Raw genomic sequence first — 25,523 nt, forward strand, 5'->3', positions numbered from 1 at the left:
GATTCCGTCGGTGATCCCACCTGGTGTGAGGCGCGTGTGACCGCGACACGGATCCGGTGGCACTGAACGCTCACCGCACGACCGTCCAGCGAGGGCGGCGCATGGCGCATCACCCACACGTACGACGAACCCACTGGCACCGGCGAGACCACCGCGCACAGTGACACCTACCACGGTCGGTTCACTCGGCTGGTCCCGCACGAGCAGGTGGTGCAAATCATCGAGTTCGACCGACGACCCCGCGGCGACCGGCGAGCAGACCATCGCCCTCCACGCCGAGACCGGCACCGATGTCGACGCGGTGCACGACGGCTGCCGAACACAATCGCGGCCGAAGACAACGAACCGGGCAAGCCGAGTTCGGCCGAGGCGGCACGCTGATCGGTAGCGGGGTGATGGCGACCATCCGCACCCGTGCCTACAGTGGGATGGATGTCGCCGATGGACGAGAGGCACCCGTCCACCGTCTCCGACTGGGACGACGCGCGACGCCGAACTCGGCTGCGGGACACCAGCCCGGGGCACGGGTGGGAGACGTTGCGCCGCACCAGGGTGACGCTGCTTCGGGTGGCCGCACTGCTGCTGGCCGGACTCGTGGTGTTCGCGCAGTACTTGAAGTACGACGTCGCGCCGGAACAGGCGCGGCTGGCGCGCACCGAGCCGGCCATCCTGCCCGTCGCCCCGCCGGTGGACCCGCAGAACTGGGACACCGTCGTGGTGGACCTGGTCGGGCTCGGTGGGCTCGACGCCAGTGACACCGCCGCCGCGCTGCCCGCACTGCGCAGAATGGGCATGGTGTGGGCGATCCGCTACGACAACCAAGGTCTCGACACGAAGGTGATCGCCGACCTCGTCGTCCGCGCCGCCGAGCTGTCCGGGCTGCGGAACGTCGTGCTCGTCGGGCACAGCATGGGCGGTGTGATCGCGCTGGAGGTGGCCGAGCACATCCACCGCGAGAGCGACCGGCGGTTGGTCGGGGTGATCCTGGACTGCACGCCGGTCGACCTGAACGCCGTGCGCCCCGAGAGCCGCGGCCGCGGTGAGGACATGTTGCGCTGGATGGGCTGGCTGCCCGGCGCCAGGGAGAGCCGCACGCTGCGGCTGGCCGTGGAGACCTACGCTCGCCGGGACCAGTTCCTCGATCGCGGCGACGGGCTGCCCGGCATCCGGCTCGGCAAGCTGGGCGCGGTGCTCGGGCAGGTGATGCGAGAGAAGATCGTCTCCCGCGATGCCGCGAGCAACGGTTTGATCGAGTCGCAATTCACCGCCATCGTGGCCGGTGGCGCGACGGACGATCTGCGCACCCTGGCCGAACCGGTGGCCGGGAAACCCCCGCCCGCCATCGTTTTGATCCGGCCGCGCGACGCGAGCGCCGACCGCGTGGTCGACGTCGAGTACTCCCACCGGGTGCTGATCGAGCGGTCCGGCGGAGTGGACGGCACGCTGCTGGTGGTGCTCGCGCGAAACACCGGGCACGCCAACCCGATGCAGCGCCCCCGGGAATACAACACGGTGATCGAGCAGCAGATCCTGCCGTTCGTGCAGCGCTATCAGGAGCAGGTCCGGTCGACCATGGTGGCAGCGCCGCCCCGCTGACGGGATTCGAACCAGGCTGAGACAAACCGTTCTCCGGGCGGTCCGGGCTTGCTGTAATTCGCCTATGTTCCGACCCAGCACGTTCCGGTCCGGCCGCAGCGGCCGCACGACCGCCGCATTGCTCGCCGTGGCAACCGTTGCGACTCTCGGACTCACCGGCTGCACGAAGGACGACGAGCCGGTCGGTCCCACTGCCGACGGACCACTGCCGACCGAGATCCCCGCAGGCACCACACTGGTGGCCGCCGACCAGTCCGAGCGCTTGCAGTCCGTGCTGCGGCTCTCCGGGGAGCTCGACAAGCTCCCGTTCAAGGTGGAGTTCGCCAACTTCGTCGGCGGGCCCGCCATCCTCGAGGCGTTCCGCGCGGGCGCCGCCGACGTGGCCCAGGTCGGCGACGTCCCGCCGATCCACGCGCTGGTGGCCGGGCAGGACGTCCCCATCGTCGCGTCCTATCAGACCAGCACCACCGCCCTGAAACTCGCGGTGGCGCCGGGCAAATCGGTGCCGAAGCTGGCGGATCTGAAGGGTAAGAAGATCGCCTACGCCGAGGGCACGGCCCAGCAGGCGGCCGTGCTGCGCGCCATCGACAAGGCCGGGCTCACCACCTCCGACGTGCAGTTGGTCCGGCTGCAATTGGCCGAGTTCCTCGACGCCGTGCGCACCGGCCAGGTCGACGTCGCGCCGCTGATCGAGCCGAACGTCACCCGCTTCCTGCGCACGCCGGGCACATCGCTGGTTCCGGACGCCGAGACCGACGGCATCTACGGTGGCCTCGCCTACCTGTACGCCCGCCGCGCCGTCGTGCGGGATCCGGCCAAGGCGGCCGCCACCCGCGCGCTCGTCGGCGCGTTCGTCCGGGCCTACCAGTGGGCCAACACCCACCCGGAGGAGTGGGCACGCCGGTACTACGTGGAGAACCAGAAGGTCAGCGCCGACGACGCGAAGCGCATCGTGGAATCGCTGGGCACCTACGTGTTCCCGCATCTGGACCAGCAGCTCGTCGACCGTCAGCAGGCCACCATCGACGCCATCGCCGAGGCGGGTGAGCTGCCCAAGAAGGTGCGCGCGTCCAACGGCTTCGACCTGCGTTTCGACGCCGCGGTCACCGAGGCCGTCACCGCGAGCGGCGCGTCGTTCGAGCCGAAGGCACGCTGATGGTGACGCTGGACGCCGCGGTGCTGCGCCGCATCGGCCTCGGCCGTTCCGGATCGGAGCCGGTACTGGCCACGCGCAAACCGGCCCGGCCGCGCCTGGGGCCGGGCCGTCCGATCCCGTTCGGCCTCGCGCTGGGGCCGACGCTGCTGATCGCCGCGTGGGTGGCCGGATCCGCCTCGGGCACACTGGATACGGAAACCCTCCCCGCGCCATGGACGGTCGCTCGGACCGCCGGTGACCTGCTCGCCGACGGCCGGTTGCAGAGCAACCTGCTGACCTCGGTGCAGCGCGCCGCGATCGGGCTCGGGCTCGGTGTCGCGATCGGCCTGGTGCTGGCGCTGCTGGCCGGGCTGAGCCGGCTCGGGGAAGCCCTGGTGGACGGGCCGATCCAGATCAAACGCGCCATTCCGACGCTCGCGCTGATCCCGCTGTTCATCGTGTGGTTCGGCATCGGCGAGGAGATGAAGCTGCTGGTGATCACCACCAGCGTGGCCGTCCCGATCTACCTGAACACGCACGCGCACCTGCGCAGCGTGGACGCCAGATACGTGGAGCTCGCCCAGACGGTGGGGCTGTCGCGATGGGGGTTCGTCCGCCGGATCGCGCTGCCCGGATCGCTGCCCGGCTTCTTCACCGGCCTGCGGCTGGCCGTCACCATCTCGTGGCTGGCGCTGGTCGTGGTGGAGCAGGTCAACGCCACCAGCGGCATCGGATACCTCATGACCCAGGCCCGCACCTACGGCCAGATCGACATCATCGTGGTCGGCCTGGTGATCTACGGCCTGCTCGGCCTGTTCGGCGACATCCTGGTGCGCGCCGCGGAAAGGAAGGCGCTGTCATGGCGGCAGACACTCGGGGACTGAACGTCGTGCGCACCCGGCGGCTGCGCCGCGGCTTCGGCGACCGGGTCGTGCTGCGCGACCTCGACCTGGACATCGCCCGCGGCGAATTCGTCGCGCTGCTCGGCCGCAGCGGTTCGGGCAAGAGCACGCTGTTGCGGGCACTGGCCGAATTGGATTACGACGTGCCGGGCTCCGGTGAATTGAGCGTGCCCACCGAGCGCTCCGTGGTGTTCCAGGACTCCCGGTTGCTGCCCTGGGCGCGGGTGCTGGAGAACGTGACCCTCGGCCTCAGCGGGCCGGACTCGGCCGGTCGCGGTCGCGCGGCGCTGGCCGAAGTCGGGCTCGCCGGACGGGAGAAAGCCTGGCCCAAGGAACTGTCCGGCGGCGAACAACAGCGCGTCGCCCTGGCACGTTCGCTGGTCCGCGAGCCCGAGCTGCTGCTGGCGGACGAACCGTTCGGCGCGCTGGACGCGCTGACCAGGATCAAGATGCACGCGCTGCTGGAGGACCTGTGCGCGAAGCACCGGCCCGCCGTCCTGCTGGTGACCCACGATGTGGACGAGGCGGTGCTGCTCGCCGACCGCGTCCTGGTGCTCGACGACGGGCGCATCGCGGTGGACCAGCGCATCGATCTGGAACGTCCCCGCCGCCATGGCGATCCCGCGTTCCTGCGGCACCGATCCCTGCTGCTGGCCAGCCTGGGCGTCGACGTCGCGGACGCGCCCACCGACGAGAAGAAAGCCTCATGACCGCACCGCGCCAACTCAGCCTCAACGCCTTCATCTATCCCTCCGGCCACCACGAGGCCGCCTGGCGGCATCCGTGGAGCAGCCCGGAGCGAATCTACGACGTCGCCTACTACCAGGAGATCGGCCGCACCGCCGAAGCCGCGAAGCTGGACGCGGTGTTCTTCGCCGACGGCCCCGCCCTGCGCACCGAGGTCAAGCACAACGCGGCCGCCGGCCTGGAGCCGATCACCCTGCTCACCGCGATCGCCACGGCGACCACGCATCTCGGCCTGATCGCCACCGCGTCGACCACCTACTACGAGCCCTACAACCTGGCCAGGCTGTTCTCCACGCTGGACCACATCTCCGGCGGCCGCGCGGGCTGGAACATCGTCACCACCGGCACCGATCTCGCCGCGGCCAACTTCGGCCTGGACAAACACCCCGACCACGCCGAACGGTACGCGCGGGCACGGGAATTCGTCGACGCCGTGCTCGCGCTGTGGAACAGCTGGGAGGACGACGCGATCGTCCTGGACCGAGCTTCCGGCGTGTACGCCGACGCGGAGAAGATCCACCGGATCGACTTCGAAGGCGAGTACTTGCGGGTGCGCGGGCCGTTCAACGCGCCACGCACCCCGCAGGGCCACCCCGTGCTGGTGCAGGCGGGCTCGTCGAACGACGGCCGGGCGTTCGCGGGCAAGTACGCCGAGGCGATCTTCACCGCGCATCAGCGCCTCAGCGACGCTCAGGCGTTCTACGCCGACATCAAGGGGCGGGCCCGCGGCTTCGGGCGCGACCCCGAGCACGTCAAGATCCTGCCCGGGATCAGCCCGTTCATCGCCGACACCAAGGCGGCGGCCAAGAAACTCGAACGGGAGTTCAATGAACTCACCGTGCCGGAGTACGGATTGACGCAACTCGAGAGCATCGTCGGCATCAGCCTGCGGCACCTGCCGCTGGACGAGCCGATTCCCGTCGAATTGTTCGACACGGCAGGCGATGTCACCGACAACGCACAGAGCCGGTTGCAGGTGGTGGCGGGCATCGTGCAGCGGGAACGGCCGACCGTGCGTGGCCTGCTGCACCGTCTCGCCGGTGCGCGCGGGCACCGCATGTTCGCCGGAACCCCCGAGCAGGTCGCCGACACCATCGAGGAATGGTTCCGGGGCGGCGCCGCCGACGGCTTCAACGTGATGCCGCCGTACTACCCGGGCGGACTGGAGATCTTCGCCGAGACGGTCGTGCCGATCCTGCAGGAGCGCGGACTGTTCCGCACCGAATACACCGGCACCACCCTGCGCGACCACTTCGGCCTGCCCCGCCCCGACAGCCGCTTCGCCCGGCAGGCCGCGCTCACCCGGTGAGCGGCGCCGCCGACACCGACTGTCCCACCTGGTCACCGGCACACCGGGCCGTCTGCCGCAGGACGGCGCCGGTGCGCACCTTGGGCCGTACACGCGCCCGGAGCGGGGTCGGTCGGCGCCGCGTCGCGGACCATGCGAATGACCGGCTCCGGCGTGCGCGAATATCGCGGAGTCCGATGGGCTTCGCCGAATCGTGCAAGGGGCGGCCTGTACGGAGGGCGGCGGTCACCGTGCGACGCCGTGACGAGTGGCGGCGGGCTGCTGCCGTTGTCCATCGCGGGCATGGGGCGTGCCGCGGACGAGCCGACTCCGTTCGTTCCGGAGGCGCGGGCTTCGCCGGAGTGACGGACGGTGTTCGGCATGCTTCCCCGACAGCGGTTTCGGGCGGTCGGCGACCGGTTGGGGCAGCGCTCGGCGGGCGGACTCGGGACCTTCCGGGCAGTTCCCGCCGATCGGCGGCGCGGCGGTGAACGAACGATCTGCCATGGTCGGTGAGGTCACGGGCCCGGTGCGGTTGCGGTCGCTGGCCTGGACCGTCTTCGTGCCGATGGTGGTGTACGGCATCGGGTCCGGCGCGGCGGCGCCGATGTACGCGCTGCGCGCGCTGGACCTGGGCGCGTCGGCCGGACTGGCGGGGGTCATCGTCGCGCTGTCCGGGTTGGGCATGGTGCTCACCGATCTGCCCGCGGGACGGGTCGTCGCGAGCATCGGGGAACGCGGCGCGATGGCGGTGGGTTCGGTGCTCGGGGCCGTCGGGGTGCTCGCGGCGATCGTCGCGCCGAGCGTCGGTGTGCTCGCGCTGGGCATGCTGCTCAACGGCGCGGCGGGCGCGGTGTGGGGCCTGGCTCGCCAGGCCTATCTCGTGGCGGTGGTGCCCGTGGGTGATCTCGGGCGCGCGATGTCGACGCTGGCCGGTTCGATGCGACTGGGCTTCTTCTGCGGACCGTTCCTCGGTGCGGCCGTGGTGCACTCGCTCGGGCCGAACGGTGCGCTGTGGGTGCAACTGGTGACCACGGTGATCTCCGGCGCGGCCATGGCGGCGATCCGATCGCCCGACGGATCGGGCGGGGCGGGCGCGCGGCATTCGCTGAGAGCGGTCGTGATCGAGCACCGCAGAACCCTCGGCACGCTCGGCCTGGCCGCGTTGCTGGTCGGCGCGGCACGGGCGGCGCGGCTGGCGCTGCTGCCGCTGTGGGCGGCGTACATCGGGTTGAGCGCGTCGACCACCAGTTTGGTGTTCGGCGTGGCGGGAGCGATGGACGTGCTGATGTCCTATCCGGCCGGGGTGTGGCTGGATCGCTACGGCAGGCGCGCTACCGGCGTGCCGTCGATGATCCTGTTCGCCCTCGGTTTCGGCGCGCTGCCGTGCACGTCCTCGGTGCTCGGTCTCGGCTGCGCCGCCGGGCTGCTCGGACTCGCCAACGGAATGAGCAACGGGCTGATCATGACGGTCGGCGCCGATGTCGCACCCGACGGGCAGCGCGCGGAGTTCCTCGGCGCCTGGCGGCTCACCCACGACATCGGGATGTTCGCCGGTCCGGTGGCGGTCGGCGCGATCAGCGCCCTGACCGTGCTCGGCGGGGCGGCCGTCGCGCTCGCGCTCACCGCCGCTGCGGGCGCGTACACGATGCACCGCTGGTTCCCCGGCGTTGTCCAGCCGCGGTCTCACGCAGAAGCCGGGTAGGCGCTGCACCGGACCGGTCGCGGCCGAAGCCGAAACACGCCTTGCGTGACGGCGGGAGTTGATGCGCGCCTTGGCCGCGGAACGTCGCCGGCGGCGGTTCGCGGATCTGCGGCAGCTCACGGACCGGCGGCAGTTTGCGGATGGGCAGCAGTTTGCGGATGGGCGGCGGCTCACGGACCGGCAGCGGCTCACGGACCGGCGGCGGCTCGCGGATGGGCGGCGGTTCGCGGATGGTCGGCGGTTAGCAGACGGGCGGCGGTTCGCAGACGGGCGGCGGCTCACGGACCGGCGGCGGTTCGCAGATCGGCAGCGGCTCGCAGACCGGCCGCGGTTCGCAGATCGGCGGCAGGATCAGCGGACGCGGGTGCCGAGCAGGTGGCGCACGCCCGCGACGAACAGTTGCAGGCCGAAGTCGAATCGGGCTGTGGCGTCCGGGGTTTCCGCCAGCGGCGACGCGTCGTCGGGGAGGGCGCCCGCGGAGTCCATCTGCATCCTCGACTGCTCGTCCACGGTCTCGCCGAGGACGTAGTAGAGCAGGGTGAACGCCGTCAGTTCGGCCTCCTGGCGCGGCATTCCCGCGCGAATCACCGCGCTCACCAGACGTTCTCGGCCCTTGCTGGTGGTGAGCCGGGAAGCGTATGTCGCCGAGACCAATTCGGCGCCGTCGCGATAGGCCAGTAGACAGTCGCGCAGCCGGTGGGCCAGTTCGGTGATCTGCCCGGACCATTCCTCGGCCTCGATCGGGTCCTCCATGGGCGCGAGAATCTTGTCCGCGACCGCGCCGAGCAGTGCCTGCTTGTTGGGGAAGTGCCAGTACAACGCTCCCGGCTGGACCTGAAGCGAGCCGGCCAGTCTGCGCATGGTGAGGTCGGCCAGGCCGTATCGGTCCAGAATCGCGATGGCGCCGTCGACCACGTCCGCCCGGTGCAGCTGCACTCGATGTCCTTCCCGTCGTGCTTTGACTCACTCCTACCGCTACCCTAGCCTGAACACCGTTCAAGTTGCACGGCCACCTCGGCCGGACGAAGGGATTCGTGCAGTGACCCAGGCACCGGTAGACACCGGCATTCTGTCGATCGCCCGCGAGCAGGTGCTCGAGCGCGGAGAGGGGCTGAACCAGGAGCAGACCCTCGAGGTGCTACGCCTCGGTGACGACCGGCTGGAGGAGTTGCTCGCCCTGGCCCACGAGGTGCGCATGAAGTGGTGCGGCCCCGAAGTCGAGGTCGAGGGCATCATCAGCCTCAAAACCGGTGGCTGCCCCGAGGACTGCCACTTCTGCTCGCAGTCGGGCCTGTTCCAGTCCCCGGTGCGCGCCGCGTGGCTGGACATTCCGAGCCTGGTCGAGGCCGCCAAGCAGACCGCGAAGACCGGCGCCACCGAGTTCTGCATCGTGGCCGCCGTGCGCGGCCCGGACGAGCGCCTGATGGCGCAGGTGGCCGCGGGCGTCGAGGCGATCCGCAACGAGGTCGACATCCAGGTCGCCTGCTCGCTGGGCATGCTCACCCAGGAGCAGGTCGACCAACTGGCCGCCATGGGCGTGCACCGCTACAACCACAACCTGGAGACCTCCCGGTCCTACTTCCCGAACGTGGTCACCACGCACAGCTGGGAAGAGCGCTGGGACACCCTGCGCATGGTCCGCGAAGCGGGCATGGAGGTCTGCTGCGGCGGCATCCTCGGGATGGGCGAGACGTTGGAGCAGCGCGCCGAGTTCGCGGCGAACCTGGCCGAACTCGAACCCGACGAGGTGCCGCTGAACTTCCTCAACCCGCGTCCGGGCACCCCGTTCGGCGACCTCGAGGTGCTGCCCGCGTCCGACGCGTTGCGCGCCGTCGCCGCGTTCCGGCTCGCGCTGCCGCGCACCATGCTGCGCTTCGCGGGCGGCCGCGAGATCACCCTGGGCGATCTCGGCGCCAAGCAGGGCATCCTGGGCGGCATCAACGCCGTCATCGTGGGCAACTACCTGACCACCCTCGGCCGACCGGCCGAACAGGACCTGGATCTGCTCGGTGAGCTGAAGATGCCGATCAAGGCGCTCAACGAAACACTCTGACCCGACTCGGTTGCGACGATGAGGCAGGCGAGCATGAGTACTGTCATGAACATGGACGAGCGCTACAACCCGTTCACCGGCAAGCGAATCGTGCCGGGCCTCGACGACGCGATCCCGGCCGCCGCCGCGCTGGGCCTGGAGCCGCCGCGCTTCTGCGAACAGTGCGGCCGCCGCGTGATCGTGCAGGTGAGCCCGGACGGCTGGTGGGCCAAGTGCTCACGGCACGGCGTCCTCGACTCGGCCGAACTGGAGCGCCGCTAGTGGCGTCGCCGTCCCGGGACGAGGTGCGAGCGGTGGCGCTGGCCACCGTCGCCGTGGTGGCGGTCAGCGCGATCGCGGGTGCCGGATGGGGCCTGCTGGCGCCCACCGAGCGGCTGCTGGTGGTCGAGCCCGGGCGCGGGGTCGCGTTGACCGGAGAGAGCGCCCATCAGTTCGACGCGCTGGCGTTGTTCGTGCTCGCGGGGGCGGTGCTCGGTCTGCTCTCGGCGCCGGCCGTATGGCGGTGGCGTTCGGCGCGCGGGCCGCTGCTACAACTCGGCTTGCTGGCCGGTTCCGGCGTGGGTGCGGTGGTGATGGCGCGCGTGGGGGAGCAGGTCGCCGAATGGCTGCATCCGCGCCCGCACGATCCGCCGGTCGGGCAGATCGTCGCCTTGCCGATCGAGCTGGGCAGTTCGCTCGCGCTGATCGTGCAGCCGTTGATCGCCTCGTTCGTCATGCTGTTCCTCGCCGCGCTCAGTACCTCGGAGGATCTCGGCAGCGGTCGCCGCACCGCCCGGCGCGGGGAAGACGCCTTCGGCACCCAGGGCGCTTTCCCGCCCTACGGTGCGGCTGCGAGCGGGGGAGAGCTGCCCTATGGTGGCTACGAGCCTGTCGCGGAAGGGTATTCGATGCCCGAATACCGCCCACGGCGCTGACGCGTCGCCGCGATCGGAAGGCTTTCCGAACCACACTGGGGTCGGGAAACGGCTGTGCGGGAAGGAATGGGACGTGGCCTTTGTAGGTGGCGGTCCGGTCGTAGAAGAACTCGACGCCAAGTTCTGGCGGGTGACCGAACCGCTCGTCTATCGCGGCGCCACCGAGGAATTCGTGGTTCCCGCCGGTTTCCGTACCGATTTCGCCTCGGTGCCGCGCGCCCTGGTCTGGTTGATCCCGCGGTACGGCAACTACACCCGCGCCGCGATCCTGCACGACTACCTGCTCAGTTCGAACGCGGTGAGCGTGGCCGACGCCGACGGCATCTTCCGCCGCAGCCTGCACGAACTCGGGGTGTCGCTGCCGCGGCGCTGGATGATGTGGGCGGCCGTGCGCGCGGCCCACCGGCTGCGCGGCGCGAGCACGGGCGACGTCGCCCGGTTCGTCGTCGTCGCCGTTCCCTCGGTCTTCTTCCTGGCCGTCCCCGCGACCGTGGTGACGGTGTTCCTCCTGCTGTTCTGGCTGGTGGAACTGGTCTTCTGGGCAGGAGCGCGAGTGGCGCAGCGGACCGAAGCCCCGCCGCCGGCCCCGCAGATGAAGACCGCCTGACCGGTAGCGCCGAAACCCCTTGTCCCACGGCGCTGACGCGTATCGCTGTCCGAGCGGTACACGAGCTACGGTGCGGGAATGGCCGACGATCCGCACAGGCTCCCCACCCTCGTCGTCGTGAGTGGCCCACCCGGGTCCGGCAAGACGACGCTCGCCCATGACCTCGCCGCCGCGATCGGCTGCCCGGCCATCTGCCGGGACGAGCTCAAAGAGGGAATGGTCCACGCGACACCGGATTTCGCTCCGGGCTCGCAGGACGAGCTGAACCTCCGCACCCTGCCGGTGTTCTTCGGGACCCTCGAACTGCTGCTGCGGGCGGGCGTCACGGTCGTCGCCGAAGCCGCCTTCCAAGACCGGCTGTGGCGTCCCGGCTTGACGCCCTTGCAGGCGCACGCCCAGCTGCGCATCGTCCACTGCGCGGTCGACCCGGTCCTCGCCGCCGCCCGCACTGCCCAGCGCCGCCGGGACGATCCACGCCGCCGCGCCCACTCCGGCCCCGACCACCCCACCCCACCACCCGCCGCCTTCGAGCGAATCGCCCTCGACGCCCCCTCCCTCGAAGTCGACACAACCTCCACCTACCACCCTCCCATCCCCGAAATCCTCGCCTTCATCAACGCCCCTTCATGATCAACGGCACATGGTCGAGAGACCTTCTCGGTGGATGCCGCGGCGATGTGCCGTTGATCTCGATTTCCTGAGGGCGATCGAGCACGTAGCGTTCGGGTATGGCGGAGTTGGTATTGGGGCCGGTGTTGCGGCACGTCGACGCGACCTCGGCGACCGTCTGGGTGGAAACCGATGACGCGTGCGAGGTGGACGTTCTGGGGCGGCTCGCCCGCACCTTCCAGGTGGGGGAGCAGCACTTCGCGCTGGTCTCGATCGACGGACTGGAACCCGGCGCGTCGATTCCCTACCAGGTGCGGCTCGACGGGGTGCCGGTGTGGCCCGAGCCGGGATCAGAGCAGCCGCCCTGCCGGATTCACACGCGGACCGTCGAGAAGATCCTGTTCGGGTCGTGCCGGGCGGCCAAGGCCGCGCCGGGCGTGCTGGAAGCCGACAAGCTGGGGGTGGATGCGCTGGACGCGTACGCCCTGCGCATGATGGGCGCGCCCGAGCGGGAATGGCCGGACGCACTGCTGCTGCTCGGTGACCAGGTCTACGCCGATGAGCCGACACCGCGGATGGCCGAATGGCTCGCGCGGCGGCGCGGCGGGCAGGAGCCCCGCGGCGAGGTCGTGTCGTTCCGCGAGTACGGCGAGCTCTACCACGAATCGTGGGCGGACCCGGAGATCCGCTGGCTGATGTCGACCGTGCCGACGTCGATGATCTTCGACGACCACGACGTGCGCGACGACTGGAACACCTCGCGCGCGTGGCGTGAGCAGATGGCGGCGAAGCCGTGGTGGCGCAAGCGCATCCGTGCCGGGCTCGCGTCCTACTGGGTGTACCAGCACATCGGCAACCTCGGCCCGGACGAGCTCGCGCGTGACCCGCTCTACCGCCAGGTCACCACGGCGGGCGAGGACGTGCAGGACCTGCTGGAGGATTTCGCCGAGCAGGCCGACAAGGAGGTCGACGGCCGCAAACCCGCGCGCTGGAGCTACCGCCGTGACTTCGGCCGGATCCGGCTGCTGGTGATCGACACCCGCGGCGGCCGAATCCTCGACGGGGAGCGGCTGATGGTCGGGCCGGAGGAGTTCGACTGGATCGAGCGCAACGCCGCGGGCGACTTCGACCACCTGTTGATCGGATCGTCGCTGCCCTGGCTGATGCCGCCCGCGCTGAGCCACTTCCAATCGCTCAACGAGCGTGCGGCGAATCTGCCCGGATGGCGCGGACGGCTCGGCGAGAAGGTCAGACAGGCAGCGGATCTGGAGCACTGGCCCGCGTTCCGCGCGTCCTTCGAACGGTTGTCGCGGCTGATCCATCGGCTGGGCAGCGCGCCGGGCGCACCCGGCACGATCTGCGTGCTGTCCGGGGACGTGCACCACAGCTACGTCGCGAGCGCCACCTTCGCGCAGCCGACGAAATCCCAAGTGTTGCAACTGGTGTGCTCACCGGTGCACAACGATCCGCCGAAGATGTTCCATCCGGCGTTCGCGCTGTCGTGGACGGCGCCGATCGCGTCGGCGCTGCGGTGGCTCGCGGATCGGCGCGGGATCTCACCTGATCCGGTCCGATGGCGGAAGCTCAGCGGCCCGCATTTCGGCAACTCGATCGCCTCCCTCGTCGTCCGGGGCCGCTCCGCCCGGTTCACACTGGAGACCGCGCGGTCGCAGGAGGGGCTGGTCAAGGTAGCCGAACTGGAGCTTGCCGAAATGCGATGATCCCGCGGCCCGCGTTCTCGACCACCGGCGAGGCGCGTGCGAGACCCCGCTGAACTCGGGACCGCAAGGAGCGGGGGCTGCCTGGTACTCAGGACCAGGCGCGCTCGAACCCGCGGTCCGCCGCCTGCACAGGTCGGCGCCAACCATCCCCGTGCTCACCACCCTCGTGCACGCCACCCCGTGCACGCAAAAGCCCCGCACCGTTATGGTGCGGGGCTCCTACCTAGCTACGTCGATCAGATCGCGCGGACGTCCTGAGCCTGCGGGCCCTTCTGTCCTTGGCCGATCTCGAACTCCACGCGCTGCCCCTCTTCAAGGGACTTGAATCCCGAGCCGGACACGGCGGAGTAATGAACGAAGACGTCGGCGCCGCCACCGTCTTGCGCGATGAAGCCGAAGCCCTTTTCGCTGTTAAACCACTTCACACTGCCTTGAGCCATTGCTTTACTTCAATCTTTTCTGTAGATGAGCCAGGCGAACACATTGATTACCTGATCTCAGTGCTCCACACTGCCACGAACCGGCACTTTCCGATACCGCTCACCCCTGTTTGTGAGCCAACCGACACGAGCGGTCCCCACCGATCCCGCAGTGTGACCCGCTGGATCAGGCCTCGAGGGCGGCCGACTCGGTTACTCCACCGGCTGCGGGCCGTCCGCGGCCCAAGTCGTGATGTCGGTCTTCCGCGCACGGACGGCACCGCGATAGTCCTTCGTGTGGTCTGGTCGGCGTATCCGACCCGCCGTTCAGCAAGCCGCAGTGGCGACGCCCCTGTTCCGCGAGGAAAACAAGTGGAGGTGGGACGGTGGCGGGGATATGGTGGGCGGCCGAAGCGGTCGAGAACGTGTCGAAAGGAGGTCGGCGATGCCTCGGGATCCAGTGGTGGCCGAGACGCCTCCTGCTGCGCGGGACCGCGCAGATCTAGCGGCTTGGCGGCGGCGGGATGCCTTGCGGCGCAGCAACGCTGCGCGCCCGATACCGAGCAAGCGGCAGTATCGCCGCCGCGCCAAGCACGGCAAAGCGGACACCGCCTACTGACTCGAAGCGTCGCCGCAGTCTCCACCGCGTCGCCGCAGCGTCCACGCGTCGGCGCGGTCTCCACCGCGGGTTCCCGGCTCGGTCTCACGCGTTACGCGTATTCGCCGACGGTGAGGCAAGCGGGTGTGGGATTGCCCTTCGTTCGACGGTTCAGGAAGGGCCGGGCGGGCGCAGCGCCGCGAATTCGTCGGTCACTCGCAGGCCGGAGTCGGTGAAGCGGTAGACCGCGGCGGGGCGCCCGCCCGCGCGGCCCGGGGCGGCCGTGGCTCCGGTGGGCGTGATCACTTTGCGGCGCGAGAGCACGCGCTGGAGGTTCGTCGTGTCGACGTCGTATCCGAGTGCCGCGCAGTAGATTTCGCGCAGAGTGGACATGGTGAACCGGTCCGGCGCGAGGGCGAAGGCGATATTGGTGTACGACAGCTTCGCGGCCAAGCGGGTGCGGGCGTGATCGACCACCGTGCGGTGATCGAAGGACATGTCCGGGAGCGCCGAGACCGGGTGCCAGGCGGTGTCCGAGGGCAGTTGGGGGTCGGCGGTCAGCGGCACCAGTCCGAGGTAGGCCGAGGCGATGCGCCGCGGGCTCGGCACCCGGTCGGGGGCGCTGAACACCGAGAGCTGCTCCAGGTGGCTCAGCTCGCGCACGTCCACCTTCTCGGCGAGCTGGCGGCGGGCGGAGGTGTCGAGGTCCTCGTCGTCGCGCAGCCGGCCGCCCGGCAGCGACCAGGTGCCCTTCTGCGGGTCGAGCGCGCGTTCCCACAGCAACACCGCCAGTTCGGTTCGCTGGTCGGGCGGGCAACGCCGCAGCATGCCCTCTGACCCCTCCGCTGGGGCGTGACCTGCGCCGATGCCGCTCGGGAAGCGACGAACCTGGAACACCGCGGTGAGCGATTCGTGGATGGTGCTACTATGGGCCACGTTTTCGATTGTAAGTCGAAAACCTGGTTTGGTGCGAATCGGCCGTGACGCCGAGCGCACGAGGAAGGGAGCCATCCATGGCGACGACGGGTGCGAAACTGGCGCCCCCGCTGATGGGGCAGGTGTTCGACGGGCCCTCCGGGTTCGCTGGTGTCGAGGCAACGCCGGAGTGGGCGCAGGAAGTCGAGCGACTGGCCAGGGAGCGCAACGCGACGATTCTGGCGCACAACTATCAGTTGCCCGCGATCCAGGACGTGGCCGATCACGTCGGCGATTCGCTGGCGCTGTCGCGGATCGCGGCCGAGGCGCCCGAGGACACGATCGTGTTCTGCGGCGTGCACTTCATGGCCGAGACCGCCAAGATCCTGAGCCCGGCGAAGACCGTGCTCATCCCGGATCAGCGCGCCGGATGTTCGCTCGCCGATTCGATCACGGCCGACGACTTGCGCGCCTGGAAGGCCGAGCACCCGAACGCGGTGGTCGTGTCCTACGTGAACACCACGGCCGAGGTGAAAGCACTCACCGACATCTGCTGCACGTCGTCCAACGCGGTCGACGTGGTCGCCTCGATCGACCCGGATCGCGAGGTGCTCTTCCTGCCGGACCAGTTCCTCGGCGCGCACGTCAAGCGGGTCACCGGCCGGGCGAACATGCACATCTGGGCGGGAGAATGCCACGTGCACGCGGGCATCAACGGCGACGAGCTGACCGAGCAGGCGCGCACCCATCCCGACGCGGAGCTGTTCGTGCACCCGGAATGCGGCTGTGCCACCTCGGCGCTGTATCTGGCGGGCGAGGGATCGTTCCCGGCCGACCGGGTGCACATCCTGTCCACCGGCGGCATGATCGACGCGGCCAAGGCGGCGAAGTCGAATCAGGTGCTGGTGGCCACCGAGGTAGGCATGCTGCACCAGCTGCGCAAGGCCGCCCCCGGCATCGACTTCCAGGCCGTGAACGACCGGGCGTCGTGCAAGTACATGAAGATGATCACCCCGGCGGCGCTGCTGCGCTGCCTGGTCGAAGGCCGCGACGAAGTGCACGTCGATCCGGAAACCGCTGCGCTGGGCCGTAATTCGGTGCAGCGGATGATCGCGATCGGCAATCCCGGCGGCGGTGAATGAGCTCGACCCCGGTGGGTCGGCCTCCGGCGGAGCGCGGTGTTCCCAGCGGGAGCGCTGACCATCGCGCCCGCGCCGGGAGCACCGACGCCGATCGCAAGACAGAGAGTCAGAGAGGCGCGGGCCGATGACATCCCGGGTTTCGATCGACTGGGAGGCAGAGGCCGACCTGGTCGTGATCGGCGGCGGCGTCGCGGGACTGACCGCGGCGCGCACCGCGTCACTGCGTGGCCTGCGGGTGCTCACGCTCAGCAAAGGCGGTCCGACCGACACGTCCACCCAGTACGCCCAAGGCGGCATCGCGGTGGTGGCGCCGCACGGTGACTCGGTCGAATCGCACGTGCACGACACGGTGGAGGCGGGCGCCGGACTGTGCGAGGTGGACGCCGTGCGCTCCATCGTCGAGGGCGGGCAGGCGGCGGTGGCCGCGCTGACCGACCTCGGCGCGGTGTTCGACCTCGGACGCGACGGCCAGATCTCGCGGACCCGCGAGGGCGGGCACAGCACCCGCCGGATCATCCACGCCGGTGGCGACGCCACCGGCGCGGAGGTGCAGCGTGCGCTGAACGAGGCCGGTCTGCCGGTGCTGTTCGGAGCTGCGGCCGGTGAGATCGTCACCGGGCCGAACGGCGTGCGGGGCGTGGTCGCGGTGTCGGAGAGGGGATTCGGCGTCGTACACGCGCCCGCCGTGCTCCTGGCCACCGGCGGGCTCGGACAGTTGTACGCGCTGAGCACCAATCCGCCGGGCGCCACCGCCGACGGCGTCGCGCTCGGGCTGTGGGCCGGAGCGACCGTCGCCGATCTCGAATTCGTGCAGTTCCACCCGACCGTGCTCTACACCCCCGGCGGACTGGGGCGCAGGCCGCTGATCAGCGAAGCGGTGCGCGGCGAAGGTGCGACGCTGGTGGACACCGAAGGCAATTCGGTGACCGCGGGGGTGCATCCGCGCGGCGACCTCGCACCCCGCGACGTCGTCTCCCGTGCCATCGCGGCGCGCATGCGGGCGCTCGGCGCCGAGCACGTCTACCTCGACGCTCGATCGATCGACGGCTTCTCGCGACGGTTTCCGACGATCACCGCCTCGTGCCTGGCGGCGGGCATCGATCCGCGCACGGATCTGATCCCGGTCGCACCGGCCGCGCACTACCAGTGCGGGGGAGTCGTCACCGACACGCACGGCCGTACCGCAGTGCCCGGCTTGTACGCGGCCGGTGAGGTCGCGCGCACCGGTCTGCACGGGGCGAACAGGTTGGCCTCCAACAGCTTGCTGGAGGGACTGGTGGTCGGCGAGCGGGTGGGGGCCGCCGCTGCCGAGCGGCTCGGTGAGCGGGCCGGGGTGAGCGAGATTCCCGCTCGCGCCGCCGAGTACGCCACCCGTGACGTGGTGCAGGGCCTGATGACCACGCACGCCTCGGTGGTCCGCGACCGCGCCGGTCTCGCCGAAGCGCTCAAGCGGCTCGACGACGTGGTCACCCGCCGCGACACGCGCACCGCCGACGCGCACCCGATCGCCGCGATCGAGGACGCCGCGCTCACTCTCGCGGCACGCACCCTGCTGCTGGCCGCGCTCGCCCGCACCGAGAGCCGCGGCTGTCACACCCGGTCGGATCACCCGGAGGCCGTGCGCGAACTCCGCCACAGCCTTCCGATCCGGCTGAACGACGACGGCGTCCCCGAGTACGCGCCGATCTCCTGACCACAGCCGCCGAGCAGGATTCCGGCAGGAGCGCCGACCCCGCTCGGCGAGAGAGGAACACTTCGATGGCTTTGGATGCCGCCCTGGATCGCGACGAGGTGCTGCGGATCATTCGCGCGGCGCTGGACGAGGACCTGCGTTACGGCCCGGACGTCACCACGACGGCCACCGTGCCCGCCGATGCGGTGATCAAGGCTTCGGTGGTGTCGCGGGAGCCGGGCACCGTCGCCGGAATCGACGCCGGATTGCTGGTGCTCGACGAGGTGATCGGCGCGAGCGACTACGAGATCACCGATCGCGTCGCAGACGGCACCCGAGTGGCGCCGGGGCAGTCCGTGCTGACCCTGATCGCGCCGACGCGCGGGCTGCTCACCGCGGAGCGCACCATGCTCAACCTGGTGTGCCACCTGTCCGGCATCGCCACGGCGACCGCCGCCTGGGTGGACGCGGCCGCGGGCACGCACTGCCGCATCCGGGACAGTCGCAAGACGCTGCCCGGATTGCGCGCGCTGCAGAAATACGCTGTGCGCGTGGGCGGCGGTGTCAACCATCGCATGGGTCTCGGTGACGCCGCGCTGATCAAGGACAACCACGTGGTCGCCGCGGGGTCGGTGGTCGAGGCGCTGCGCGCGGTGCGCGCCGCCGCTCCCGACATCGCCTGCGAGGTCGAAGTGGACAGCCTCGAACAGCTCGACGCCGTGCTCGCCGAGAACGTGGAACTCGTCCTGCTGGACAACTTCCCGCTCTGGCAGACGCAGGCGGCCGTGCAGCGCCGCAACGCCGCGTCCCCGCAGACGAAACTGGAGTCCTCCGGCGGCCTGAGCCTCGACGTCGCCGCCGACTACGCCCGCACCGGCGTCGACTACCTCGCGGTCGGCGCGCTCACCCACTCGGTCCGGGTGCTCGACCTCGGGCTGGACATGTAGGCGACGTCAGCTGTCGCGCACCATCGTGCGCTGATGCACCCGCCGACCGCGGTAGCGCAGGCCGGGGACCAAGGGCTCGGTGCCGTGCGCGGTGAAACCCATGCGCTCGAAAAACCGGACCGCGCGGACATTTTCGACCAGTGTCTGCAAGTGGCAGCCGGGTGAGCCGGCTTCGGCGAGCCGCTCGAACCAGCGGACCATCAGCCGATCCGCGGCCCCGGTGCCCCTGGCCTGCGGCGCGACGTTGATATGCAGGTGGCTCGGCCGGCGCTCGTCGCGGAAATCTCCCGCCGTCGGGGCCCGGCGGATCGCCGCACCGGCGGCGTCGGCGATGCTGCGTGCGAAGAACCCGGCCGACCTGCGGCGGAATATCAAGCGATAGCGGCGGATCGCCTGCTCGATCCGCTCGCTCTCGCTGGGAAAGGCAGCACTGTCCAGGCAGCCCGTCAGATACCCGACCAGCTCACCCTCGGACTCCGCGACGAACAGCGACTCGGGTTCCAGATCCATGTACGGCTCCAGATAGATCGCCGCCTCGGACTCGGGATGCCCCCACAGCGACTCGGTCGGCGAACCCGCCCCGGCCCGAACGAACAAGGCACGCAGGGCAGCCCGATCCCCCTCGGTGAACCCGCGAATCTCCATGCCGCCAAGCTACCCGGCGCCTGCGGCCGATCCGGTCAGTGGTTCAGGCGGTGAGTTCGCGTTCCAGTGGGGTGCGGAACCGGGGGATGGTGCGTACCTCGCCGAACCATTCGGCGATTCGATGCGCTTGTTCGGAGATGAGCGCTTCGGCGTCCGCGCCCACGTCTTCGAGCAGGCGGTAGACGATCTCGCCGTCCTTGCGTTGTGCCCAGCCGCCGACGATTCGTCCGTCCCACCAGACGGTGGGACCGATATTCCCGTTGCGGTCGAACAGTTTCGGGGCGTGCGGCCCGAGATACCACTCGCGTGCCTGCCAGCCCATCGGCGTCGGATCGAGGGCGGGGAGCAACGCCGCCCATGGTTCCGGGGTAGCGACCGGCTCCACATCGTCGGCCAGCAGCACACCGATCACGCCGTCCAGGTCGACCTCGGCGAGCTCGAGCGCGCCGAGGGTCGCGCGCACTTCGCCGAGCGTCCACCCGGTCCACCACTTGATGTCGGACACCGGCGCGGGGCCGAACGCGCGCAACCAGCGGCGGAGCAGTTCGGCACGGGCTTCGGCGGCGGGAAGGGTGGGGACGCCGTCGGGCAACCACGATTCGACGGGCGCCCAGGTGTACTGACTGCTGGCCCAGCTGCCGTTCGGCCGCCCACGCACGATGCGGCCTTCACAACCGAGTGTCACCAGTACCCAGGTGGTGATGTTCGTCGGCTTCGAGTACGCCTTGTCCGGCGCGGTGTTCACCTGGGTGCGCAACCGCGGGACGTCCTTGCTCAGCTGTGCGCCGGTCGCCGCGCCGCGGGCCAGCAACGCTGTGTGCGTCTCGGCTTCCACCTCGGCCCACCAGCCCGGCGTGTCGCCGTCTCCGATGCCGGCCTGCGCCAGGTACTTGCCATAGGTGCGCCGCTGCTTGTGCGCCAACGCGTCCGCGCACGAGGCCTGTAGAACCGGGACCAGATCCACCGGCACGACGAACATGGTGCGGCGCATGGCGAGCATCCGCAGCAGCGAACGGTCTTCGTAGAGCGCCTGTTCCACATCCGAGGGGCGCAGGCCCTCGGCACGGGCCGCGACGGAGAGGAACACGGTCGCCGGATCGGTCGCGTGCAGGGCCACCATCGAGCGGGCGATGTCGGCGACCCGCCCGGACCGCTCCGGCGCCGCCAGCCGGTGTCGCACCGCCAGCCGAGCGCGCCGCTCGGCGGCATCAATCGAACGCATAGGCGAATCGTAGCGTTCGCGACCGGGGGTTCAGAGGCCGAAGCGCTCCGGCGCCAAGCGCAGCGTCCGGCAGGCGTCACGGACGGCCTCGACCGCCGCCGGGCCGCACACTCCGGACGCGCTGCCGGTCAGGATGCCGATCCGGACCACCGCATCCGCTTCGACCGGCTTGCCCCCGGCCTTGGCGATCTGCCGCAGCACGTGCGCGCAGCCGCGAACCGGGTCGTTCGCCAGCCGATTGCAGTTGTCCTCGAACAGGGCGCGCAAGTCGTCGACCGGGAAGTTCCGCAGGACCGGGTCGGCCGTGACGAGTTCGGCGACGGCGGCGCGGTCGGCCGCCTCGGTTGCGCCGTCGCCCATGGCGACCAGCGCGCACAAGGCGACGGCGGCATCGCGAAAAGTACCGCCCCGCAGGGCGTTCCGCTCGGCCAGCAGTTGTTCGCGCCACCTCGCGGCGTTCTGCGCCAGCGTGCTGATCAGGGTCGCGTCGGGGGTGAGGCGGGGTACGTAGGCCATGGCGGACTCCATGAGAAGACGTCCGAACGCGCGGACCCGTGCCGTCCGGACTCGAAATGAATACCCGGACCGTAACAGGACCCGCACGCCTGGTCCTGCCCCCAAAAATCGGGATCGATCCTCGCGTGTTCAGACGCGTACCAGGTCGAGCAGGCCGGGAAAGCTGCTTCGAGTTCGTCGACGCGGTCCTGGCTGCGCCGTTCCGGTCCGTAGCGCCACTGGCAATGACGCCCGCTTCGCGCAGCACCCGCACGACGGTGATGCCGTGACATCATCCGAGTATGCGACGGGCATATTCGGTACTCGTACTGTGCTGCGCGCTGACCGGCGTGCTCGTAATGGGAACTACTGTGGCGCCGCAGGTTTCGGCGGAAACGCCGTGCGTCCCCGGGGTGGCGGTGCGCCCGGTTTCGCTGACCGTGGACGGTGAGACGGCGACCGGGCGGGTCTACGAGCCCTATCGGTGCGCCCAGGGCGACGCGACCGCGCAGGCGCTCGTGGTCGCGGTGCACGGGCATGACGGGTCGTCGGCGGATTTCGCCGGTTACCTCGACTCGATCGCACGCCGCACCGCCACCCCGATCCTGGCGATGGACCTGCGCTCCGACGGCAGCGTGTGGCGCACCGGAGAGTGGAATCTGTGGGCGGGCTGGCGCGACATCGTCGCCGCGACCGCGTGGTACCGGGACGCCAACCCCTCGATCGCCCGCACGGTGCTGTGGGGGTGGAGCCAGGGCGGTATCACCAGCGGTCTCGCGGTGGCACACGGACCGCGCGGGATGTTCGACTACTGGGTCGACAACTACGGTCCCGCCGACGATTTCACGATGTGGCTGGGCGCGGTGGCGGTGGATCCGGCACTGCCCGCGCAGATCGAGCGCGACGCGGGTGGTTGCCCGCCCACAGTATGTCCGCTCGCCTACGTCGAACGCTCGCCCGCCCTGCTGGCCGAGCGGATGGACCTGCGGCGCGCGTTTCTCGTCCACGGCACCGCCGACGACGTGGTGCCCTTCGCCACCAGCATCGAGATGCGTGCGGGCTTGCGCGCCGCGGGACGGCCCACCTCGATGTACACCGTCGCCACCGGGCGCGACCTGAACGGGCGGGTGGTCGCGGGCGACCACAGCGTCGGACCGGCCTTCTTCGAGGGCGGCTGCGTCGTCGAGCGACTGCTGCTGGGCGCGGAACCGGTCGACGGCCCGGACCGCGACTACCTCGTGGACGTCGCGCACGGCGTCGTCACCGCACCGCCCGCCCCGCCGGGCGCGAAGTGCGCGGCGTGAGCCGCCGAGCGGGAACATGATCGTGTCCCCGCGCGGTTGACCGAGAAGACCGACGACGAAGCGAGGACGTGATGAGCAAGCCGACCGACCCGGCCTACCACTGGAACGGAGCGGAACTCGACCTGGACGCCTATCTGGCCCGGATCGGTTTCGACGGCGAGCGCGTCCCCACCGTCCGGACGCTGCACGAGCTGGTGCGCGCGCACACCACCGAGATCCCGTTCGAGAACCTGGAGATCATCCTGGGCCGGTCGATTCCGCTGGATCCGGCGACCTTGCAGGACAAACTCGTGCGACGGCGGCGCGGCGGCTACTGCTACGAGAACGTCGGATTGTTCGCGGCCGCGCTGGAACGGCTCGGGTTCGGCGTCACGGGCCTCAGCGGGCGCGTGAGCATGGGCGCGGGCACGGCATTGCGGCCCGCCACCCACGCTTTGCTGCGCGTGACCACCGCCGACGACGATCGGGTCTGGCTGTGCGACGTCGGCTTCGGCGCCGGACCGCTCGTGCCGTTCGAACTGTCCGCCGAGACCGGCGAATTCGCCGCGGGCGAATGGAAGTTCCGGCTGGAGCGCACGCGCGGTGAGCTGGACTCCGACTTGTGGGTGCTGCACCAATACGGCCGCGACGGGTGGGTCGACCGGCACAGCTTCACCCTGAATCCGCAGTACCGCATCGACTATGAGGTCGGCAACCACTTCGTGTCGACCTCGCCGCGTTCCCCGTTCACCACCCGGCCGTACACGCAGCGCTTCCGCCCTGATGTGCACCACGTGCTGGACGGCACCACGTTCGTCACCGAGTACCCCGACGGCACGAGCGACACGAAGGAGCTGCAACCCGCCGAGCTGCCCGAGATCCTTACCGAGGTGTTCGACATCGACCTCACCGACGCCGCCGCCGCCGCGCTCGCTGAGGCTCCGTGGTCGCGCGACTGACCTCGTGATCCGCTCGGCGCGGCGCCCGGCCCGATAGGGTCGTCGGCGTGCGTACCAACCGGAAGTCCCTCGTCCTGTTCGCCGCACCGATGCTCGTGCTCGCCGCCTGCTCGTCCGGACCGGACCAGCCCGACACCGTCGCCGGACAGTTCGCCGAGGCGCTCAACCGCGACGACGTCGCCGCGGCGGCCGCGCTCACCGACAACCCGGCCCTGGCCGCGGACACCCTCGGCGCGCTCTACGAAGGGCTCGGCAAGGACGTGCGCTTCGAGGTCCGCTCGGCCGACGAGAACGGTTTCGCGCTCGCGGCCACCTGGAAGCTGGGCGGCGACGGCAAGTCCGAGTGGACCTACACCACCAACGGCGCCGCGCGCGACGACGGGTCGGGGTGGCGGGTGAAGTGGGACCCCGCCACGGTCGCCCCCGGGCTGGCCGCGGGGCCGTTGAGCTACGGCAGGGTCTATCCGAAACCGGCCCGCATCCTCGATTCCACCGGTGGCGAACTGATGACCGAGCAGATCGTCACGCTGGTGAATGTCGGCCCCGGCGCCGACCTCTCCGCCGTCGCGGACCTGCTCGGCCCGCTCGCACCCGGACTCACCGCGCCGTCGCTGCAAGCGGAATTGACCGGGGCACAAGGGAAATCGATCACCGCCATCACCCTGCGCGAGAGCGATCTCGCCCCGGTCCGAGATCGTCTGACCGCGCTGCCCGGCGTCGTCCTCGCCCCGCAGACCCGCCTGCTGACGACCGACAAGACGCTGGCCGCACCGACCCTGTCCGGACTGGCCGAGCTGTGGCAGGAGTCCGCCGACGCGAACGCGGGGTGGGCGGTGCGCGCCCAGACGCCGGAGGGCACCCAGCGCGTCGCGGGGACGGACCCGACGCCCACCGCGGACATCGCGACCACGCTCGACCTCGGCTTGCAGCGCGCCGCGGAGGCCGCCCTGGTCCCGGTCGCCCAGCCCGCCGCGATCGTCGCCCTGCGGCCGTCGACCGGCGAGGTCGTCGCGATCGCGCAGAACGCCGCCGCCGACGCGCAGGGCCCGATCGCGCTGACCGGGCTCTACCCGCCGGGGTCGACGTTCAAGACGGTCACCGTCTCCGCCGCGCTACAGGCGGGAACGGTGACGCCCGACACCGTGCTGCCCTGCCCCGGCACCGCGAACATCGAGGGCCGCCGCATCCCCAACGACAACAACTTCGATCTGGGCTCGGTGCCGCTGCACACCGCGTTCGCCCGCTCCTGCAACACCACCATGGGCTCGCTGGCCGTGCAATTGCCCGCCGACGCGCTGACGAAAGCGGCCGCACAACTGGGCCTCGGGATCGACTACGTCACACCGGGCCTGACCACCGTCACCGGAAAGGTGCCACCGGCAGGCACCTCCGCGCTGCGGGTGGAGTCGGCGATCGGTCAAGGGCAGGTGACAGCGTCGCCGTTCGGCATGGCCATGGTCGCCGCGTCCATCGCTCGTGGCGCCGCGCCCGCGCCCACCCTCGTCGCAGGCAAGCCGGGCGCCCCGGACCGCACTCCGGACGGATTGCCGCCGCAGGTCCTCGACCAGCTGAAAGCCATGATGCGCGAAACGATCACCGACGGCACCGCGACGCAACTGCGCGACATTCCCGGCCTGCTCGGCAAGACCGGCACCGCGGAGTACATCGATGACACTCACGCACACGGCTGGTTCGTCGGTATCGACGGCGACCTGGCATTTGCCGTGTTCATCAGCGATGCGAGCAGTTCGGCGCCCGCCGTGGACGCCGCGGGCCGGATGCTGCGCGCCCGCGAATAGTCCGTTTCGGGCGATTCGGGCCCGCGGCATGGCCCGGCTGGCGCGTGCGAGCCGCCAGGAGCCCGCTACACTCATCCCCGGGACCGCGTGAGTAATCAATATGCGGGATGTCACGATTTCGAGAAGGTTCGGAGTAGGCGCCATCGATAC

The 25,523-nt window shown here is 70.3% G+C and carries 25 protein-coding genes; 19 read left to right on the forward strand and 6 right to left on the reverse strand.

Features of this window, described 5'->3' with window-relative positions; all coding sequences use genetic code 11:
• The first annotated feature begins 432 nt into the window (after positions 1-432).
• The 6 genes from ON19_RS10235 (at position 433) to ON19_RS10260 (ending at position 7,373) form a co-directional block, all read left to right on the forward strand.
• Positions 433-1,596: an alpha/beta fold hydrolase gene (locus ON19_RS10235; RefSeq protein WP_043689477.1), complete on the forward strand. Its 1,164-nt coding sequence runs from the start codon at positions 433-435 to the stop codon at positions 1,594-1,596.
• A 64-nt stretch (positions 1,597-1,660) separates the two neighbouring features.
• The gene (locus ON19_RS10240) at positions 1,661-2,752 is read left to right on the forward strand and encodes an ABC transporter substrate-binding protein (RefSeq protein ID WP_043689478.1); all 1,092 of its coding nucleotides are present in this window, start codon (positions 1,661-1,663) and stop codon (positions 2,750-2,752) included.
• Positions 2,752-3,615: an ABC transporter permease gene (locus ON19_RS10245; RefSeq protein WP_043689480.1), complete on the forward strand. Its 864-nt coding sequence runs from the start codon at positions 2,752-2,754 to the stop codon at positions 3,613-3,615. Before ON19_RS10240 ends, ON19_RS10245 begins: the two co-directional genes overlap by 1 nt.
• The gene (locus tag ON19_RS10250) at positions 3,591-4,343 is read left to right on the forward strand and encodes an ABC transporter ATP-binding protein (RefSeq protein WP_083899268.1); all 753 of its coding nucleotides are present in this window, start codon (positions 3,591-3,593) and stop codon (positions 4,341-4,343) included. Before ON19_RS10245 ends, ON19_RS10250 begins: the two co-directional genes overlap by 25 nt.
• The gene (locus ON19_RS10255; RefSeq protein WP_043689481.1) at positions 4,340-5,689 is read left to right on the forward strand and encodes an LLM class flavin-dependent oxidoreductase; all 1,350 of its coding nucleotides are present in this window, start codon (positions 4,340-4,342) and stop codon (positions 5,687-5,689) included. Before ON19_RS10250 ends, ON19_RS10255 begins: the two co-directional genes overlap by 4 nt.
• Positions 5,690-6,155: 466 nt before the next feature.
• The gene (locus ON19_RS10260; RefSeq protein ID WP_227954916.1) at positions 6,156-7,373 is read left to right on the forward strand and encodes an MFS transporter; all 1,218 of its coding nucleotides are present in this window, start codon (positions 6,156-6,158) and stop codon (positions 7,371-7,373) included.
• Between the two features lie 351 nt (positions 7,374-7,724).
• Here the strand turns inward: ON19_RS10260 and ON19_RS10265 are convergent, their stop codons facing one another.
• Positions 7,725-8,309 (reverse strand): TetR/AcrR family transcriptional regulator C-terminal domain-containing protein, encoded by a 585-nt coding sequence (locus tag ON19_RS10265; protein ID WP_043689482.1) that lies wholly within the window; start codon positions 8,307-8,309, stop codon positions 7,725-7,727.
• A 103-nt stretch (positions 8,310-8,412) separates the two neighbouring features.
• Between ON19_RS10265 and bioB the strand changes: the two genes are divergently transcribed.
• The 6 genes from bioB (at position 8,413) to ON19_RS10295 (ending at position 13,277) form a co-directional block, all read left to right on the forward strand.
• Entirely contained in the window at positions 8,413-9,426 is a 1,014-nt protein-coding gene (bioB, locus tag ON19_RS10270) for a biotin synthase BioB (protein ID WP_043689484.1), read from the forward strand.
• A gap of 33 nt (positions 9,427-9,459) precedes the next feature.
• A complete protein-coding gene (bsaP, locus tag ON19_RS10275; protein ID WP_043689487.1) occupies positions 9,460-9,687 on the forward strand; it encodes a biotin synthase auxiliary protein BsaP in 228 nt (75 codons plus the stop codon).
• The gene (locus ON19_RS10280) at positions 9,687-10,340 is read left to right on the forward strand and encodes a DUF2567 domain-containing protein (RefSeq protein ID WP_063709413.1); all 654 of its coding nucleotides are present in this window, start codon (positions 9,687-9,689) and stop codon (positions 10,338-10,340) included. The genes bsaP and ON19_RS10280 overlap by 1 nt, the downstream gene beginning before the upstream one ends.
• Positions 10,341-10,413: 73 nt before the next feature.
• Positions 10,414-10,947 (forward strand): DUF1353 domain-containing protein, encoded by a 534-nt coding sequence (locus ON19_RS10285; RefSeq protein ID WP_043689490.1) that lies wholly within the window; start codon positions 10,414-10,416, stop codon positions 10,945-10,947.
• A 117-nt stretch (positions 10,948-11,064) separates the two neighbouring features.
• Positions 11,065-11,577: a P-loop nucleotide/nucleoside kinase family protein gene (locus ON19_RS10290; RefSeq protein ID WP_043689545.1), complete on the forward strand. Its 513-nt coding sequence runs from the start codon at positions 11,065-11,067 to the stop codon at positions 11,575-11,577.
• Between the two features lie 98 nt (positions 11,578-11,675).
• Positions 11,676-13,277, forward strand: coding sequence for an alkaline phosphatase D family protein (locus tag ON19_RS10295; protein ID WP_043689493.1), 1,602 nt, complete (start codon positions 11,676-11,678; stop codon positions 13,275-13,277).
• A 236-nt stretch (positions 13,278-13,513) separates the two neighbouring features.
• Here ON19_RS10295 and ON19_RS10300 read toward each other — a convergent pair whose 3' ends face one another.
• Positions 13,514-13,717 carry a cold-shock protein gene (locus ON19_RS10300; protein ID WP_040741190.1) on the reverse strand — a complete coding sequence of 68 codons (204 nt, stop codon included), beginning with the start codon at positions 13,715-13,717 and terminating at the stop codon, positions 13,514-13,516.
• A gap of 424 nt (positions 13,718-14,141) precedes the next feature.
• On the opposite strand from ON19_RS10300, the gene ON19_RS42820 reads away from it, so the two are divergent.
• A complete protein-coding gene (locus ON19_RS42820; protein ID WP_169334171.1) occupies positions 14,142-14,315 on the forward strand; it encodes a hypothetical protein in 174 nt (57 codons plus the stop codon).
• 150 nt (positions 14,316-14,465) lie between these two features.
• Here ON19_RS42820 and ON19_RS10305 read toward each other — a convergent pair whose 3' ends face one another.
• On the reverse strand, positions 14,466-15,230 hold the full coding sequence (locus ON19_RS10305; RefSeq protein WP_043689497.1) for an NUDIX hydrolase: 765 nt from the start codon (positions 15,228-15,230) through the stop codon (positions 14,466-14,468).
• A 77-nt stretch (positions 15,231-15,307) separates the two neighbouring features.
• Between ON19_RS10305 and nadA the strand changes: the two genes are divergently transcribed.
• From nadA to nadC, 3 genes are all read left to right on the forward strand, one after another.
• Positions 15,308-16,351 carry a quinolinate synthase NadA gene (gene nadA / locus ON19_RS10310; RefSeq protein WP_043689499.1) on the forward strand — a complete coding sequence of 348 codons (1,044 nt, stop codon included), beginning with the start codon at positions 15,308-15,310 and terminating at the stop codon, positions 16,349-16,351.
• A 124-nt stretch (positions 16,352-16,475) separates the two neighbouring features.
• Positions 16,476-18,044, forward strand: coding sequence for an L-aspartate oxidase (locus ON19_RS10315; RefSeq protein WP_043689501.1), 1,569 nt, complete (start codon positions 16,476-16,478; stop codon positions 18,042-18,044).
• 65 nt (positions 18,045-18,109) lie between these two features.
• Entirely contained in the window at positions 18,110-18,970 is an 861-nt protein-coding gene (gene nadC, locus ON19_RS10320; RefSeq protein WP_043689503.1) for a carboxylating nicotinate-nucleotide diphosphorylase, read from the forward strand.
• 6 nt (positions 18,971-18,976) lie between these two features.
• Here the strand turns inward: nadC and ON19_RS10325 are convergent, their stop codons facing one another.
• Genes ON19_RS10325 through ON19_RS10335 form a run of 3 tightly spaced genes read right to left on the reverse strand, consistent with a single transcriptional unit; the run spans position 18,977 to position 21,353 of the window.
• On the reverse strand, positions 18,977-19,615 hold the full coding sequence (locus ON19_RS10325) for a GNAT family N-acetyltransferase (protein ID WP_043689506.1): 639 nt from the start codon (positions 19,613-19,615) through the stop codon (positions 18,977-18,979).
• A 43-nt stretch (positions 19,616-19,658) separates the two neighbouring features.
• Positions 19,659-20,837, reverse strand: coding sequence for a winged helix DNA-binding domain-containing protein (locus ON19_RS10330; protein ID WP_043689508.1), 1,179 nt, complete (start codon positions 20,835-20,837; stop codon positions 19,659-19,661).
• 30 nt (positions 20,838-20,867) lie between these two features.
• The gene (locus ON19_RS10335) at positions 20,868-21,353 is read right to left on the reverse strand and encodes a TerB family tellurite resistance protein (protein WP_063709414.1); all 486 of its coding nucleotides are present in this window, start codon (positions 21,351-21,353) and stop codon (positions 20,868-20,870) included.
• Positions 21,354-21,634: 281 nt separating this feature from the next.
• Between ON19_RS10335 and ON19_RS10340 the strand changes: the two genes are divergently transcribed.
• The 3 genes from ON19_RS10340 to ON19_RS10350 all read left to right on the forward strand — a co-directional run bounded on the left by ON19_RS10340 (position 21,635) and on the right by ON19_RS10350 (position 25,373).
• On the forward strand, positions 21,635-22,636 hold the full coding sequence (locus tag ON19_RS10340; protein WP_043689511.1) for an alpha/beta hydrolase family protein: 1,002 nt from the start codon (positions 21,635-21,637) through the stop codon (positions 22,634-22,636).
• Between the two features lie 71 nt (positions 22,637-22,707).
• Entirely contained in the window at positions 22,708-23,574 is an 867-nt protein-coding gene (locus ON19_RS10345; protein WP_043689512.1) for an arylamine N-acetyltransferase family protein, read from the forward strand.
• A gap of 89 nt (positions 23,575-23,663) precedes the next feature.
• Positions 23,664-25,373: a penicillin-binding transpeptidase domain-containing protein gene (locus ON19_RS10350; RefSeq protein WP_051168713.1), complete on the forward strand. Its 1,710-nt coding sequence runs from the start codon at positions 23,664-23,666 to the stop codon at positions 25,371-25,373.
• The last annotated feature ends 150 nt before the right edge of the window (positions 25,374-25,523 follow it).

The organism is Nocardia abscessus NBRC 100374, from assembly GCF_000308455.1.
Taxonomy (GTDB): Bacteria; Actinomycetota; Actinomycetes; order Mycobacteriales; family Mycobacteriaceae; genus Nocardia; species Nocardia abscessus.